This is a genomic window from Aeribacillus composti (assembly GCF_031760945.1).
GTDB classification, from domain to species: Bacteria; Bacillota; Bacilli; order Bacillales; family Aeribacillaceae; genus Aeribacillus; species Aeribacillus composti.
Genome location: NZ_CP134501.1, coordinates 2,790,965 through 2,807,454, shown reverse-complemented (window position 1 = coordinate 2,807,454; position 16,490 = coordinate 2,790,965). Strand labels below are relative to the sequence as shown.

At 39.4% G+C, this 16,490-nt stretch carries 18 protein-coding genes; 17 read left to right on the top strand and 1 reads right to left on the bottom strand.

All coding sequences use genetic code 11. From position 1 onward, the window contains the following. Positions 1-3 precede the first annotated feature (3 nt). The 7 genes from RI196_RS13675 (at position 4) to uvrC (ending at position 7,234) form a co-directional block, all read left to right on the top strand. Complete coding sequence (locus RI196_RS13675; protein WP_063387435.1) at positions 4-414, top strand: DUF350 domain-containing protein; 411 nt, start codon at positions 4-6, stop codon at positions 412-414. 221 nt (positions 415-635) lie between these two features. Next, on the top strand, positions 636-2,312 hold the full coding sequence (locus RI196_RS13670; protein ID WP_094246314.1) for a long-chain-fatty-acid--CoA ligase: 1,677 nt from the start codon (positions 636-638) through the stop codon (positions 2,310-2,312). Between the two features lie 121 nt (positions 2,313-2,433). Beyond that, on the top strand, positions 2,434-3,024 hold the full coding sequence (gene fadR, locus RI196_RS13665; RefSeq protein WP_063387437.1) for a fatty acid metabolism transcriptional regulator FadR: 591 nt from the start codon (positions 2,434-2,436) through the stop codon (positions 3,022-3,024). Positions 3,025-3,062: 38 nt separating this feature from the next. After that, positions 3,063-3,836: an electron transfer flavoprotein subunit beta/FixA family protein gene (locus RI196_RS13660; RefSeq protein WP_063387438.1), complete on the top strand. Its 774-nt coding sequence runs from the start codon at positions 3,063-3,065 to the stop codon at positions 3,834-3,836. A 30-nt stretch (positions 3,837-3,866) separates the two neighbouring features. Next, positions 3,867-4,847: an electron transfer flavoprotein subunit alpha/FixB family protein gene (locus RI196_RS13655; RefSeq protein WP_063387439.1), complete on the top strand. Its 981-nt coding sequence runs from the start codon at positions 3,867-3,869 to the stop codon at positions 4,845-4,847. A gap of 182 nt (positions 4,848-5,029) precedes the next feature. Beyond that, on the top strand, positions 5,030-5,344 hold the full coding sequence (trxA, locus tag RI196_RS13650; RefSeq protein WP_063387440.1) for a thioredoxin: 315 nt from the start codon (positions 5,030-5,032) through the stop codon (positions 5,342-5,344). A gap of 117 nt (positions 5,345-5,461) precedes the next feature. Continuing rightward, a complete protein-coding gene (gene uvrC, locus RI196_RS13645; RefSeq protein WP_094246311.1) occupies positions 5,462-7,234 on the top strand; it encodes an excinuclease ABC subunit UvrC in 1,773 nt (590 codons plus the stop codon). A gap of 59 nt (positions 7,235-7,293) precedes the next feature. Here the strand turns inward: uvrC and RI196_RS13640 are convergent, their stop codons facing one another. After that, positions 7,294-7,743 carry a YslB family protein gene (locus RI196_RS13640; protein ID WP_232515579.1) on the bottom strand — a complete coding sequence of 150 codons (450 nt, stop codon included), beginning with the start codon at positions 7,741-7,743 and terminating at the stop codon, positions 7,294-7,296. 300 nt (positions 7,744-8,043) lie between these two features. Between RI196_RS13640 and RI196_RS13635 the strand changes: the two genes are divergently transcribed. The 10 genes from RI196_RS13635 to RI196_RS13590 all read left to right on the top strand — a co-directional run bounded on the left by RI196_RS13635 (position 8,044) and on the right by RI196_RS13590 (position 16,370). Continuing rightward, positions 8,044-8,652 (top strand): succinate dehydrogenase cytochrome b558 subunit, encoded by a 609-nt coding sequence (locus RI196_RS13635; protein WP_094246310.1) that lies wholly within the window; start codon positions 8,044-8,046, stop codon positions 8,650-8,652. Between the two features lie 36 nt (positions 8,653-8,688). Continuing rightward, positions 8,689-10,440, top strand: a complete 1,752-nt coding sequence (sdhA, locus tag RI196_RS13630; protein ID WP_066247775.1) for a succinate dehydrogenase flavoprotein subunit — start codon at positions 8,689-8,691, stop codon at positions 10,438-10,440. Between the two features lie 29 nt (positions 10,441-10,469). Next, positions 10,470-11,234 carry a succinate dehydrogenase iron-sulfur subunit gene (gene sdhB, locus RI196_RS13625; protein WP_063387445.1) on the top strand — a complete coding sequence of 255 codons (765 nt, stop codon included), beginning with the start codon at positions 10,470-10,472 and terminating at the stop codon, positions 11,232-11,234. Between the two features lie 247 nt (positions 11,235-11,481). Further along, positions 11,482-11,706, top strand: coding sequence for a helix-turn-helix domain-containing protein (locus RI196_RS13620; RefSeq protein ID WP_063387446.1), 225 nt, complete (start codon positions 11,482-11,484; stop codon positions 11,704-11,706). A 237-nt stretch (positions 11,707-11,943) separates the two neighbouring features. Then, positions 11,944-12,378, top strand: a complete 435-nt coding sequence (locus tag RI196_RS13615) for a MarR family winged helix-turn-helix transcriptional regulator (RefSeq protein WP_063387447.1) — start codon at positions 11,944-11,946, stop codon at positions 12,376-12,378. Between the two features lie 10 nt (positions 12,379-12,388). Further along, entirely contained in the window at positions 12,389-13,207 is an 819-nt protein-coding gene (racE, locus tag RI196_RS13610; protein WP_066252185.1) for a glutamate racemase, read from the top strand. Positions 13,208-13,308: 101 nt separating this feature from the next. After that, entirely contained in the window at positions 13,309-14,391 is a 1,083-nt protein-coding gene (locus RI196_RS13605) for a GerMN domain-containing protein (protein ID WP_094246309.1), read from the top strand. A gap of 104 nt (positions 14,392-14,495) precedes the next feature. Beyond that, entirely contained in the window at positions 14,496-15,266 is a 771-nt protein-coding gene (gene rph, locus RI196_RS13600; RefSeq protein WP_063387450.1) for a ribonuclease PH, read from the top strand. Beyond that, a complete protein-coding gene (locus tag RI196_RS13595) occupies positions 15,263-15,880 on the top strand; it encodes an XTP/dITP diphosphatase (protein ID WP_066252188.1) in 618 nt (205 codons plus the stop codon). The genes rph and RI196_RS13595 overlap by 4 nt, the downstream gene beginning before the upstream one ends. Next, on the top strand, positions 15,858-16,370 hold the full coding sequence (locus RI196_RS13590) for a metallophosphoesterase family protein (protein ID WP_063387452.1): 513 nt from the start codon (positions 15,858-15,860) through the stop codon (positions 16,368-16,370). Before RI196_RS13595 ends, RI196_RS13590 begins: the two co-directional genes overlap by 23 nt. Positions 16,371-16,490 lie beyond the last annotated feature (120 nt).

Below are 16,490 nucleotides of genomic sequence, written 5' to 3'. Positions count from 1 at the left end.
AACATGAATCTGTTTTGGGAAAACGTATATGTTCAAACTGCTGCTAATTATAGTGTTGTCATATTGTGCGGGGTTTTATTTTTAGTCATTTTTGAATTGGTGACGAAATATAAAAACTGGGAAGAAATCCAAAAAGGCAATGTGGCTGTTGCAATGGCAACAGGCGGCAAAATTTTCGGGATTTCAAACGTTTTCCGCTTCTCAATTGAACAGCATGACGGTCTTTTTGAAATGATTGGCTGGGGCTTTTACGGATTTGCCTTGCTCTTAATCGGATATTTTATTTTTGAATTTCTGACTCCTAAATTTAATATTGATGATGAAATTCAAAAGGATAACCGTGCAGTTGGCTTTATCTCAATGGTCATATCCATAGGCTTGTCCTTTGTAATCGGAGCAGGAATTACAAATTAGGAGAGGGGAACATGGAAACGCTGGCTAAAATTTTATTTGGTTTGTGCGGTCTGTTTATTGCGATCGGTATTATTTATATGGTGTTTTTTGCTTGAAAAAGCGGAGAAAAGAAAAGGTCTCCGCTTTTTCCTATTTAAAATTCTAAAAATAATTATATTTCTGAATTTTATTTTGATATAATGAAATAAAATCATCATTATTTTTCAAAGGAGAGGAGATAAATGGAATGTCAAAAACCTTGGCTCAATTTTTATCCCTCGGAAATTCCGCATAATATCTCTTGGGAGAATAAGCCGCTTTCCAAATATTTTCAAGATACGGCTAATCAGTTTCCGAATCATACAGCCGTTTCATTTCTTGGAAAGAACATTACGTACCGCAAGCTATACGAACAGATGCTTCAATTGGCTAATTATTTGGAGCAAACAGGGTTTGAAAAAGGGGATCGGGCAGCGATTATGCTTCCAAACTGTCCACAGGCAGTTATTGCTTATTATGCAGTTCTGGAGGCAGGCGGAATAGTCGTTCAATTGAACCCTCTTTATACAGAATCAGAGCTGGAGTACCAGTTGAATGACAGCAGTGCTACACATCTCATTACATTAGATCTTTTCTATCCAAAAGCCTCGAAATTGAAATCTCTCACAAATATCAAACATATCATAATAACAAAGATCCAAGAGTATTTGCCTTTCCCAAAAAATCTTCTATACCCGCTCATTCAAAAGAAGGAGCAAAATCTTTTAATAAAGGTAAACGCAGCAAATGGTGTTCATGTATGGACAGAGATCTTAAAAACATCGCCTGCTAAAGAATTGACAGTAAATATTGATCCGAAAGAAGATATTGCCCTTTTGCAATATACAGGAGGGACGACAGGGACGCCTAAAGGGGTGATGTTGACGCATGAAAACTTAATTTCCAATACGAAAATGTGTGCTGCCTGGATGTATAAATGCAGGAAAGGAGAAGAGTCCATACTAGGAGTTTTGCCTTTTTTTCACGTATATGGCATGACGACTGTAATGAATTTATCGATCATGGAAGGTTTTAAAATGATTTTAATCCCTAAATTTGATTCAACCGAAATTTTGAAAGCGATTGAAAAAGAAAAGCCAACGCTTTTTCCAGGAGTGCCAACGATTTATGTTGCTCTTTTAAATCATAAAGATTTGCGAAAATACGACTTGTCCTCGGTTAAATATTGTATCAGCGGTTCGGCTCCTCTTCCGGTAGAAATTCAGGAGCGCTTTGAAAAAGAAACAGGCGGGAAGCTTGTTGAAGGATATGGGCTCTCGGAAGCTTCTCCCGTTACGCATGCAAACTTATTTTATTCAGATGTCAAGAAAAAGGGAAGCATTGGCATCCCTTGGCCCAATACGCATGCAGCCATTTATTCGGCTGAAAAAGAAGGATTTGCAGATGTCAACGAATTCGGTGAGCTTATTGTAAAAGGACCGCAGGTGATGAAAGGCTACTGGAACAACCGAGAGGAAACGGAAGCGGTTTTCAAAGACGGATGGCTTTTTACAGGAGATATCGGCTATATGGATGAAGACGGATTCTTTTATATTGTCGATCGTAAAAAAGATATGATTATTGCTGGCGGGTACAATATTTATCCCCGCGAGATAGAAGAAGTGTTGTATGCTAATGAAAAGGTTAAAGAGGTTGTCGTTGCAGGTGTTCCGGATCCTTACAGAGGCGAGACCGTGAAAGCTTATGTTGTACCAAAGGGAGGAGCACAGCTTACAGAGCAAGAGCTTGACCAATTCGCCCGAAAACATCTTGCCCCGTACAAAGTGCCGAAAAAATACGAATTTCGCGACGAGCTTCCGAAAACAGCAGTAGGAAAAATTTTAAGAAGAAAACTAGTAGAGGAAGAAAGAAAAATATAAAACGGACATCTATCGGTTTTGAACGAGAATAAAAACTTCCCTCAATGCTTGACAAAAAGGCTTAATCTAAATATCATATAAATGAATGACCATTCATTCATTTTTGAAGGGAAGATACACGTTGAAAGAAAAAAAGGCAAAATATAAACAAATCATTGATGCAGCTATTGTCGTCATTGCGGAGAACGGCTATCATTCCGCTCAGGTTTCGAAAATTGCCAAACAGGCGGGCGTAGCAGATGGAACGATTTATTTGTATTTTAAAAACAAGGAGGATATTTTAATCTCCCTTTTTCGAGAAAGATTGATGAATCATATCGCTGAAGTGAAAAAAAGCATTGATGCAAAGCAGACTGCTGCAGAAAAATTGTTTGCGCTGATCGAAAAGCATTTTCAAATGCTAGTTCATGATCGGAATTTGGCAGTGGTTCTTCAATTGGAATTACGGCAAGTAAACAAAGAATTGCGCCGGCGCATAAATGAAATTTTTAAAGAATATTTGAAAGTAATAGACGAAGTGATCGAATTCGGAAAAAAAACGGGAGAGTTTCGACAAGATTTGGATTTAAGGCTGGCAAGACAAATGATTTTTGGGACGATGGACGAAACGGCGACAACGTGGGTAATGAAAGATCAAAAATACGATCTCCTCGCAATTGCAGAAAAAATTCCTGAGCTGTTAATCAACGGATTTAAAAGCAATCATTCATAAAAAGAGAATGATCAATTTTTAAAAAGGGGATGGGAAAAGTGAATATTTTTGTCCTTATGAAAAGAACTTTTGACACAGAAGAAAAAATTTTAATTGAAAACGGATCAATCTCCGAGGATGATGCAGAATTCATCATAAACCCTTATGATGAATATGCCATTGAAGAAGCGCTGCAGCTTAAGGAGGCTCATGGCGGAGAAGTAACTGTTGTTACAGTAGGATCAGAAGAAAGCGAAAAAGAGCTGAGAACGGCTCTTGCGATGGGATGCGATAAAGCTGTCTTAATAAATATTGAGGAAGATTTGGAAGATGGAGATCAATTTACAACAGCAAAAATTCTATATGAATTTTTGAAGGATAAAGAAGCGGACATTATATTAGCTGGAAACGTTGCCATTGACGGAGGATCTGGCCAAGTAGGCCCCCGTTTGGCGGAGCTTCTTGACATTCCGTATGTCACAACGATCACAAATATTGAAATAGATGGAAAAAACGTGAAAATTGTGAGAGATGTTGAAGGGGATTCGGAAATCATTGAAACAACACTCCCTCTTTTAGTAACTGCCCAACAAGGTTTAAACGAACCGAGATACCCGTCTTTGCCGGGAATTATGAAGGCAAAGAAAAAACCGCTTGAAGAGTTGGAGCTCGATGATTTAGATCTTGAAGAAGAAGATGTCATGCCGAAAACAAAAACGTTAGAAATTTATTTGCCGCCTAAAAAAGAAGCAGGAAAAATATTGCAAGGGGAACTGCAGGATCAAGTGAAGGAACTTGTTTCTTTATTGAGATCAGAAGCAAAAGTTATTTAGTGGAGACGAATATAGCAGGGGGATGAAAAAATGGCTCGAAAAGTGTTCGTATTGGGAGAAATAAGGGATCAATTTTTAAGGAACGTATCATTTGAAGCGCTTGCAGCCGGCAAGATAATATCCGAAGGCGGAGAGGTGGTCGCCGGATTAATTGGAGAGAACGTTAGAACGCTTGCAAATGACATGATTTATTATGGAGCGGATAGGGTTGTCATCGTGGAAGATGAAAAATTGAAATATTATAGTCCGGACGGGTATTCACAAGCTGTCATGGCGATCATTGACAGTGAAAAGCCTGACGCTATTATTTTCGGACATACGGCATTAGGCAAAGATTTATCTCCAAAAATAGCGGCTAAATTAAACGCAGGTCTTATTTCTGATGCTACCGCTGTAGAAATAGTGGGCGGTAACGTTGTTTTCACAAGACCGATCTATTCAGGAAAAGCTTTTGAGAAAAAAATCATTACGGATGGGATTATTTTTGCGACCGTTCGTCCGAACAATATTCCACCTCTCGAAAAAAATGAATCAAGGAGCGGAGAAGTTGCTTCCATATCGGTAGAAATAAAAGATCTGCGCACGATCGTGCGTGAGGTTGTCCAAAATGCAGCGGAAGGCGTTGACTTATCTGAAGCAAAGGTGATCGTTGCCGGAGGGAGAGGGGTAAAAAGTGCAGAAGGGTTTGAACCGCTAAAAGAGTTGGCATCTGTGCTCGGAGGAGCAGTAGGGGCGTCACGCGGTGCCTGTGATGCAAACTATTGTGACTACTCGCTGCAAATCGGACAAACGGGAAAAGTCGTTACACCGGATTTATATATTGCCTGCGGAATTTCTGGAGCCATTCAGCATTTAGCGGGAATGTCGAATTCTAAAGTAATTGTTGCAATCAATAAAGATCCGGAAGCGAACATTTTCAACGTCGCAGACTACGGTATTGTCGGAGATTTATTTGAAGTTGTGCCAATGCTTACGGAAGAATTTAAAAAATTAAAAATCCATTCCTCTTAACGTGTCCTGAATGGACTCGTATTTTTTTGAACAAATCCATTCCTCCTAGTATAAGTGGAGACGGGTCACGACGTACATAAAATACAAAAAATATGAAAAAATAGTTGCAGATCAAAACATTCGCTTCAAGCGAAAGAACATGGTATACTTCACATAGAAAAAGTGAATTAGGAGGAATTAAGATGGCAATTGTAAACGTTACTGACCAGAATTTTTCCCAAGAAACAAGCGAGGGTGTAGTATTGGCAGATTTCTGGGCGCCTTGGTGCGGTCCATGTAAAATGATTGCCCCAGTCCTTGAAGAATTGGATCAAGAACTTGGTGACAAAGTAAAAATTGTTAAGCTTAACGTGGATGAAAATCAAGAAACTGCCGGTCAATACGGAGTCATGAGCATTCCGACGTTAATCGTCTTTAAAAATGGTGAAGCAGTGGATAAAGCGATCGGTTACCAGCCGAAAGAAGCTTTAGCGCAATTGCTTAACAAACATTTGTAATATAAAATATAAAAAGAGGCGCTCTCGAAAGTTACCTTTTGGAGCGCCTTCTTGCTTTTAAATGAAAACGGCTGAATAAATCCAGCACAGATTAGAATAAGTTGGAGTGTTTTACCGATGTATGAGCATTTAAAAGAAAAACTTTCGCTTCTTCCGAATAAGCCTGGCTGTTATTTAATGAAGGACAAAAACGGAACCGTCATTTATGTTGGAAAGGCAAAAGTATTGAAAAACCGGGTTCGTTCCTACTTTACTGGATCACATGACGGAAAAACGTTAAGACTCGTTCAAGAAATTGCCGATTTTGAATATATCGTAACATCCTCGAATATTGAGGCGCTTCTATTAGAAATGAATTTAATTAAAAAACATGAACCGAAATACAATGTCAATCTAAAAGATGATAAAAGCTATCCGTATATTAAAATTACTTCCGAGCGCCATCCGCGGCTGATCGTCACACGAAAAGTAAAAAAAGATAAGGGAAAATACTTTGGACCGTATGCAAACGTCCAAGCTGCGAGAGAGACAAAAAAGCTGCTTGACCGCATGTATCCTTTGAGAAAATGCAATTCGCTTCCAGACCGGGTTTGCATCTATTATCATATGGGCCAGTGTCTTGCGCCTTGTGTTCACGAAGTTTCCGAAGAAACGAACAAACAAATGGTGGAAAGCATCATCCGTTTTTTAAATGGCGGATATAAGGAGATCAAAAAAGAATTAACAGAAAAAATGCTGAAATGTGCAGAAAATCTTGAATTTGAAAGGGCAAAAGAATATCGGGACCAAATCGCGCATATCGAAGCAACAATGGAAAAGCAAAAAATGGTTCTCAATGATTTTATTGATCGCGATGTATTTGCTTATTATTACGATAAAGGATGGATGTGCGTCCAAGTATTTTTTATCAGGCAAGGAAAACTGATAGAACGGGATGTGTCCATTTTCCCTCTGTACCAAGAGCCAGAGGAGGAATTTTTAACATTTATTGGTCAATTTTACGCAAAGAACGACCATTTTCTTCCGAAAGAAATAGTCATTCCGGAAGATGTCAATGAGGAAATGGTTCGAGCTTTAGTACAAGTACAGGTCAGCAAACCAAAGAAAGGAAAAAAGAAAGATCTCGTACAGCTAGCTTATCAAAATGCAAAAATTTCGTTAAAAGAGAAGTTTTCACTCATTGAACGAGATGAAGAAAGGACGATCAAAGCAATTGAAAATTTAGGAAAGCAGTTGAATATTCCTACACCACATCGGATTGAAGCTTTTGACAATTCCAATATTCAAGGCGCGGACGCTGTTTCGGCTATGGTTGTTTTCATAGATGGAAAACCTGCGAGAAAAGAGTATCGAAAGTTTAAAATAAAAACAGTCAGCGGGCCTGATGATTATGAATCGATGAGGGAAGTAATTCGCAGGCGATATACTAGAGTGCTGAAGGAGGAGCTGCCGTTGCCGGACCTTATTATTGTTGATGGAGGAAAAGGACAGGTACAAGCAGCTATGGATGTATTAGAAAACGAACTGGGACTTGACGTTCCTGTTGCCGGGCTTGTGAAAGATGACAAGCACAAAACGAGCGATTTGCTTCTCGGCAACCGGGAAGCTGCTGTTCAATTGTCAAGAAGCAGCCAAGAATTTTATTTGCTTCAGCGCATTCAAGATGAAGTGCACCGCTTTGCCATTACGTTTCATCGACAAGTCCGCCAAAAGAATACGTTTAAGTCTGTATTAGATGAAATCCCCGGCATAGGACCTAAGCGTAAAAAACAACTGTTAAAATCGTTCGGTTCCGTTGAAAATATTAAAAAGGCATCGCTTGAAGAGCTAAAACAGGCAGGAATGCCTGAAAAAACAGCACAAAACATTTTACAATATTTCAGCGAATAGCGATGTAATAAAACAAATAGGAGGAAGCTTTTAAATCCTCCTACTGCCCTTTCATTCTGTTAAATTTTATCTTTTTCATCCCATTTTACAATGAAAATAACTTTGTTTAAGCGTTTGTTTATCTGTTCATACGCTTCTGTGACGACACCGTTCATACATTCGATTTGCTGCGCGATAAATCCTGCTTCTAGTTGGAAGGATAAATCTTTGAAAAGCTTCATCCTTTTTTCGATCAATTGGCCTGTTAATTCAAATTCCATTTCGTTTTTTTTCTGGCGAATAATATGAAGATCGCCCCATCCGGCTGATGAAAAAAAAGATATAAGTTCTTCTAACGTAGATAATTGAATTTTTCGAGCTAGCTGTTTGCCTGCCCAATACAAAATGGAATGATGCTCTTTTCCTAGAAGTTCAGGAAGTAAATAGTCGCGAAGCAGCAAAACGCTAAAAGGATGTAAGGTTATTTCTTCTAATTCTTTTAATTGATCGTGATATGACAGTTCTTTCAATCGTTTCCCCTCTTTCTAGCGAACAATTATATTATATCAGCTTTCACATAAGATGAAAGAGTTTATAAAATCAATTTCGGATACGGGAAATATTCTATTTTCCGATCAGAAAAAATGATATTACTGAATAATACTTTGTAGACGTTTTCTTGACGGTACTACTTTATGGGAGTACAATGAATTTGTCCTATTATTTTAAGATTTCGTCATATTTTGTCGGCGGATTTTTACATGCCAAGCAGGGGGAGCAGGAGATTTTAAGAAATCTTTCAATTTATTAAGATTAGGGGGTAAACGCATATGTCTGGAAACAGAGAATTTGCAAACCGCAGACTACATTCTCTTTTAGGTGTTGTACCGATTGGCGTATTTTTAATTCAACACCTGACTGTCAACCATTTCGCCACAAGGGGCGAAGAAGCATTTAACAACGCAGCGCATTTTATGGAAAATTTACCATTCCGCTATTTTCTGGAAATTTTCGTTATTTTCCTTCCTCTGTTATACCACGCCATTTATGGGATTTATATTGCTTTCACAGCAAAAAACAATGTGGGCCGCTTTGGCTATTTCCGCAATTGGATGTTCCTGCTTCAACGTGTAACTGGTATTATTACCCTTGTTTTTATTGCATGGCATGTATGGGAAACTCGTATTGCCGCGATGTTTGGGGCTGAAGTTAATTTTGATATGATGGAATCCATTTTAAGCAATCCTGTTAGTTTAGTGTTTTACATAGTAGGCGTTCTTTCAGCGATTTTCCATTTTTCCAACGGTCTATGGTCTTTTGCAGTCAGCTGGGGAATTACGGTTACTCCAAAATCTCAGCTAGTCTCAACTTATGTGACAATAGGTATTTTTGTGTTGCTTTCAATCGTAGGTCTTCGTGCCATTTTTGCGTTTGTCTAATCTAACTAAATTGCGTTCAAGGGAGTGGGCGAAAAAATGAGTAAAGGAAAATTAATTGTTGTCGGCGGAGGCTTGGCTGGCTTAATGGCAACTATAAAGGCTGCGGAAGCCGGGGTGTCTGTTGACTTATTCTCGTTAGTACCTGTAAAACGTTCCCATTCAGTATGTGCTCAAGGAGGGATCAACGGGGCGGTAAATACGAAAGGAGAAGGAGACTCTCCGTGGATCCATTTTGATGATACGATTTATGGCGGAGACTTTTTGGCTAACCAGCCACCGGTTAAAGCGATGTGTGAAGCAGCACCGGGAATTATTAACCTTTTAGATCGCATGGGTGTTATGTTTAACCGTACACCAGAAGGATTGTTGGATTTCCGTCGTTTTGGAGGAACACAGCATCACCGGACAGCGTTTGCCGGAGCAACAACTGGACAACAGCTTTTATATGCATTGGACGAGCAAGTTCGACGTCACGAAGTAGCAGGTCTTGTGACGAAATATGAAGGCTGGGAGTTTTTAGGAATCATACAAGATGATGAAGGACGCTGCCGCGGCATCGTTGCTCAAGATTTAAAATCAATGGAGATTCAAGCTTTCCGTTCGAATGCCGTAATAATGGCGACAGGAGGACCTGGAATTATCTTTGGTAAATCAACAAACTCTGTGATTAATACGGGATCGGCTGCTTCTATCGTTTATCAGCAAGGAGCTTATTATGCAAACGGGGAATTTATACAAATTCATCCGACAGCCATCCCTGGAGATGACAAGCTTCGATTAATGAGCGAGTCTGCACGCGGCGAAGGCGGAAGAATTTGGACATATAAAGACGGAAAACCATGGTATTTCCTTGAAGAAAAATATCCGGCATATGGAAACCTTGTTCCTCGTGATATTGCAACGAGAGAAATATTCCATGTATGTGTAGACTTGAAATTAGGCATTAATGGCGAAAACATGGTATATCTTGATCTTTCTCATAAAGATCCAAAAGAGCTTGATATTAAACTAGGCGGTATTATCGAAATTTATGAAAAATTCATGGGTGAAGATCCAAGAAAAGTGCCGATGAAAATTTTCCCTGCCGTCCATTATTCTATGGGAGGTCTATGGATCGATTACGATCAAATGACAAACATCCCTGGTTTGTTTGCAGCTGGTGAATGCGATTACTCTCAGCATGGTGCGAACCGGCTTGGAGCAAACTCATTGCTTTCTGCAATTTACGGTGGTATGGTTGCAGGACCAAAAGCTGTTGAATATATGAATGGATTGGAAAAATCAGCTGATGATTTACCATCCACATTATATGATGCACGCGTAAAAGAAGAACAAAGCAAATGGGACGAAATCCTGAAAATGGATGGAAACGAAAATGCTTACGTTCTTCATAAAGAGCTTGGTGAATGGATGACGGATAATGTTACAGTCGTACGCTACAATGATAAACTTCTAAAAACAGATGAAAAAATTCAAGAGCTTATGGAACGTTGGGAAAGAATTAATATTAACGATACTGCGAAATGGAGCAACCAAGGCGCAAGCTTTACTCGCCAGTTGAGAAACATGCTTGTGTTGGCTCGGGTTATTACGCTTGGGGCTTATAACCGTAATGAAAGCCGAGGTGCTCACTATAAACCAGAATTTCCGGAACGAAATGATGAAGAGTGGCTCAAAACAACTATGGCAACGTTTGCCGGCTTGAAGGAAGCTCCTAAATTCCACTACGAAGATGTTGATGTATCACTCATTAAGCCTCGTGTGCGTGACTATACGAAGAAACATTAAAAAAGCTGGGAGAAAAGGGGGAGTAAACAATGAGTGAAAAAAAAGTGCGGTTTATTATCACTAGACAGGATCGACCAGACACGGAACCATATCAAGAAGAATTTGAAGTGCCATATCGTCCGAATATGAACGTTATTTCGGCCTTAATGGAAATTCGCCGTAATCCTGTTAATGCCAAAGGCGAAAAAACAACGCCTGTTACATGGGATATGAACTGTTTAGAGGAAGTATGCGGTGCTTGTTCAATGGTCATTAACGGTAAGCCCCGCCAATCATGTACAGCGCTTATTGATCAGCTGGAACAGCCTATTCGTCTCGAGCCGATGCGCACATTCCCGGTTATTCGCGATCTTCAAGTAGACCGCAGCCGCATGTTTGACTCTTTGAAAAAAGTAAAAGCATGGATACCAATTGACGGTACGTATGACTTAGGACCAGGACCAAGAATGCCTGAGAAAAAACGCCAATGGGCATATGAGCTTTCAAAATGTATGACGTGCGGCGTATGCCTTGAAGCTTGTCCAAACGTAAACAGCAAATCGAACTTCATCGGTCCAGCGCCATTATCACAAGTTCGTTTGTTTAACGCTCATCCGACAGGCGCGATGCATAAATCAGAACGCTTGGAAGCTATTATGGGCGACGGCGGACTTGCGAACTGCGGAAATTCCCAAAACTGCGTTCAATCCTGTCCAAAAGGAATTCCGCTTACAACATCGATTGCAGCATTAAATAGAGAAACAACTGTTCACGCATTTCGTAAAATGTTCGGAAGCGACTATATTGACAGCTGATGTATATTGTGAAAAAGGAACACCTTGCTATGTCAAGGTGTTCCTAATTTTAGAAACGGTTGAATCTTTCTCGAACATTTCCTCCTTCAAACGAGTCCCTTTAACGTAAAAAAGCTTCTTTTCGCCTAAAATGCACCTTTCTTTTATGAATCTTGTCACGGTCATCTTTTTGCGATCATACTATATGGTGACAATTTTTAAATCCATCCTGTCGACTGGCTCTCATCTGCAAGGAGGGTTACAATACTTGAATGAGAAGGATTTTCAGCCAAAGCCGCTGCTAACAAAGAGAGAGAGAGAAGTATTTGAGTTATTAGTGCAAGATAAGACTACAAGAGAAATAGCTAGTGAACTTTTCATAAGCGAAAAGACGGTGCGGAACCATATTTCAAATGCTATGCAAAAATTAGGTGTGAAAGGGCGCTCACAAGCAGTCGTAGAACTTCTTCGTATGGGAGAACTAAAGCTTTAAACAGAAGAGGCAGCCTTAGTGGAACTTCGCCGTCGGCTGCCTTTTTTAGATTGATAAGGAAAGAGTTTGTTTTACTCTTTTTCTATGAATCATTGGCTTCTTAAAAAGGCTTGTGACTTTTTGAAAAAATTCGTCTTTCCACATTTTGAAAATACGGCTATGCTTGAAATTTTACATAAAAAAATGGAAAATAGATTTGATCTTATTTGTTAATCTTGAAAGAAAGGGTTCCCCGTTATGACGTACGTTTTCAATACTGTTGAAGAAATAGAAAAATCCCTCCGCTGCATAGCTGCGATTTTAAAAAAGAAGGGCCGTGATATTTTAAGCAACTACTCGATTACTCCTCCGCAATTTGATGCGCTTCTGTTATTGAATGAATCAGGAAACATGACAATTGGAGAACTTTCAAATAAAATGTATCTTGCATGCAGCACGATCACGGATTTAATTGATCGAATGGAAAAAAACAACCTTGTTAAACGGGTGAAAGACGAAAAGGATCGTCGATTAGTCAGGATTCAATTGCTTGAAAATGGACAACGCGTTATCGAGGCTGCATTAGCGAAGCGGCAAGAATATTTAAGAGAAGTTTTGAAAAACTTCTCGGATCAAGAAATTGTTCAATTGGAAAAGCTATTAGCAAAATTGCAACAAGAAATGAAAGAATAGAGGCGATTTTTTGAATAGACCAATTGGAGTTATTGATTCAGGTGTTGGTGGATTAACTGTTGTTAAAGAGTTGATGAGGCAGCTTCCAAAAGAAGAATTAATTTATTTGGGTGATACCGCCCGATGTCCGTACGGCCCGAGGCCGAAAACGGAAATTCGACAATTTACATGGGAGCTGACCAACTATTTAATTTCAAACTTTCATATCAAAATGCTTGTCATTGCTTGTAATACTGCAACAGCAGTTGTATTAAAAGAAATTCAAGAACAACTTGATATCCCTGTGATTGGTGTAATTCAACCAGGGGCAAGAGCTGCCATAAATGCTACACGCTCAGGCCATATTGGTGTGATCGGAACAAAAGGAACTATATCGAGCGGCGCGTACGTTCGTGCGCTCAAAACGATTAATAGTTCCGTCATTGTGGAGAGTCTCGCTTGCCCTGAGTTTGTGCCGTTAGTAGAAAGCGGCGAATTTGAAGGTGAACGGGCGGAATATATTGTTGCAGAATCTTTACTTCCTTTTAAAGGAAAGAGAATTGATACGCTTATTTTAGGATGCACACATTATCCTCTATTACGGCCTTTAATTCAAAAATATATCGGGAAAGACGTAAAAATAATCACCTCGGGAGATGAAACAGCCCGGGAAGTGAGCGCTATTTTATCCTTTCATCATTGTTTAAACCAAGAGGATGGCAATAAAAACCACAAATTTTTAACTACTGGGTCGAAACAAATGTTTCAAAAGATTGCTTCAAAATGGTTCGGTCATCACATTGATCATGTAGAAAGTATAACTTTAACGAAAACAGTTTGCTCTAAATGAGCAAGCTGTTTTTTTGTCCATTGAATTTTTGGTTGGAGCTGGTCTATTTTTTTTCAATGCTCGTATACATAGTAGTACAAACTGCCTTAGGAGGGATTGTTATGCCAAAAAACAGATGGGTGAATGTGACAGCAGCAGTTTTGGCTACTTTTGTTTTGCTTTCAGGGTGTTCTTCATTTGGAAGCAAGAGTTCAAAACAAGAAATAGATCCGCCGCAGGATATTACCTATTTGGAGGACGGGGATCAGCTTGATCAACAATTAGACTCAGCGAAATCAACGTCCGACAAAGAGGAATCCTCAAAGGAAACGGTGAAAAGAGTTCTGTATTTAATTGACAAAAACGGAATGGTCGTTCCACAAACATTGGAGCTGCCTAACACGAAGGAAGTAGCCAAACAAGCCGTTGAATATTTAGTGGCTGGAGGGCCCGTTTCAAACATTCTCCCGAACGGGTTCCGTGCGGTATTGCCGGAAGATACAGTTGTTAAAGGAGTAGATATTAAAGACGGAACGGCTATTGTAGATTTCTCAAATGAATTTACTAACTACAAGCCGGAAGATGAAGAAAAAATTTTGCAGGCAATTACATGGACATTAACCCAATTTAAAAATATTAATAAAGTAAAGCTCTGGGTGAACGGCCATGAACTGAAAGAAATGCCAGTAAACGGAACCCCAATCGGCGAAGGAACGACTAGAAAAGACGGCATCAATATTGATACGAGCGATGCCGTTGATATTACGGATACTCATCCTCTAACCGTGTATTATATTGGGGAGGAAGGGGATAACGTATATTATGTTCCCGTGACAAAGAGGATCAGCAATGAAGAAAAAGACGAAGTCGTAGCTGCTGTTAACGCATTAGTTGAAGGTCCAGACCGTTCAAGCGGATTATTAAGCGAGTTTCAGTCTGAAGTGAAGCTGATTGAAAAGCCAAAATATGAAGGCGGTCAAGTCACTTTAAACTTCAACGAAGCGATTTATGGAAGCTATGATGAGGAGAAAAAGATCGTTTCCAATCATGTTATAAACTCCCTTGTGCTTACATTGACGGAGCAGGAAGGAATAGAAAAAGTAGCACTAAAAGTGAACGGCAAGCAAGACCTTGTGAATGAAGATGGAAAAAGTTTGTCAGAGCCAGTGTCAAGACCTGAAAATGTAAACACAGGTAGTTTTTAAACATCTATTTTTGATATACTATAAGAATGAGACTTTAGAGGCGAGCATGATAGCTGCCTCTTCTTTCATGTTTTCGTACATTGCAGTTGGTAGGAGGGAAAACAATGCGCCTTGATGGCAGAAATCAAGATGAGTTAAGAGAAGTCACAATAGTAACGGATTATTTGAAGCATCCGGAAGGGTCTGTTTTAATAACGGTTGGAGATACAAAAGTGATATGCAGCGCAAGTGTAGAAGACCGTGTCCCTCCTTTTATGAGAGGTGAAGGGAAAGGATGGATTACCGCAGAATACTCCATGCTTCCGCGTGCAACGGCTCAAAGAACGGTCCGGGAGGCATCAAAAGGAAAAATCTCCGGAAGGACAATGGAAATTCAACGGCTGATTGGAAGAAGCTTGCGTGCAGTAGTTGATTTGGAGAAACTGGGTGAAAGAACATTATGGATTGATTGCGATGTAATTCAAGCGGACGGGGGAACGAGAACGGCTTCCATAACAGGTTCTTATGTTGCAATAAATCTCGCTCTCGGTAAATTATTCAATGACGGTGTACTAGATACATATCCAGTAACAGATTTTTTAGCAGCTACGTCTGTAGGGATCGTTCCTGAACACGGAGTCATTTTAGATTTGAATTATGAAGAGGACTCAGCGGCAAAAGTTGATATGAATGTTGTTATGACATCAAGCCGCCATTTTGTTGAATTGCAGGGAACTGGGGAAGAATCCACGTTTTCAAAAGAAGAGCTGAACTTACTGTTGGAATATGCTGAAAAAGGAATTTTGGAACTAATCGAAAAACAAAAAGCGGCATTAGGGGAATGGACTGCAAAAATTATCAATAACAGGGATCAGCGGGAAGAGGGATGCTCATGAAAGAATTGGTGATCGCCACCAAAAACAAAGGGAAAATCGAAGAATTTCGCGCGATGTTAGAAAAAAAAGGAATACAGGTCAAGTCACTGTTGGATTATCCGAATTTGCCAGATGTTGAAGAAACCGGCCAAACTTTTTATGAAAATGCTGTTCTAAAAGCGGAGACAATCAGCCAATTGCTTAATAAACCCGTTGTTGCAGATGATTCCGGGCTTTCGATTGATGCTTTAAATGGCGAACCGGGGGTTTATTCGGCCCGATATGCAGGAAATGAAAAAGATGATCAAAAAAATATTCAAAAGGTTTTAAAAAAAATGGAAGGCGTTGAAAATCGAAAAGCAAGGTTCATATGTGTTTTGGCGTTTGCTGCTCCAGACCTTGAAACGATGACGGTGGAAGGTGTGTGTGAAGGACAAATTACAACTGAACCTCGCGGTGACAATGGCTTTGGATATGATCCTATTTTTCTTGTGGACGGCAAAGAAAAAACGATGGCTCAACTAGAGCAGTTCGAAAAAAACGAAATCAGCCATCGTGCAAAAGCTTTGAAGAAACTAGAAAAATTAATAGGCGATTGGGGAGAGGCTAATCGTGAAAGTTTTAATTATAAGTGATAGTCACGGTCTTACGGATGAGCTTGTGGAAATTAAGAAAAGGCATATAAACGAAGTAGAAGCAATCATCCATTGCGGTGATTCAGAGCTGAATGATGGAGCGGAACAAATTCAAGATATGTTGATCGTGAAAGGAAATTGCGATTTCCTTGGAAACTTCCCGAATGAAATCATTGAAACAATTGGAACCTATCGCTTTTTTATCACCCATGGCCATTTATATTCTGTCAAAACGACTTTAATGAAATTAAAATATCGTGCAGAGGAAGCGCAAGCAAACATTGTTTGTTTCGGCCATTCGCATATAGCCGGAGTCGAGCTTGTAGACGGGACATTGTTTATTAATCCAGGAAGTATTTTCCTTCCGAGGATGAGAAATGAAAAAACTTATGCTATACTAGAATTGATGAATGGCCAAGCAATTGTAGATTTTTACAATCTTCATGGAGAGAAAATTTCAAACTTGTCCACTAAATTCCAATTTGCTTAACCACTCTTCCTTGAGGGAGAATTTTTCTCCCTCAAAAAATTTTTTTAAAAAAGTAGTTGACATACTTTTAGCATGAAATTATAATAAACATTGTCTTTCGAAAAAATAATAAAAAATTAT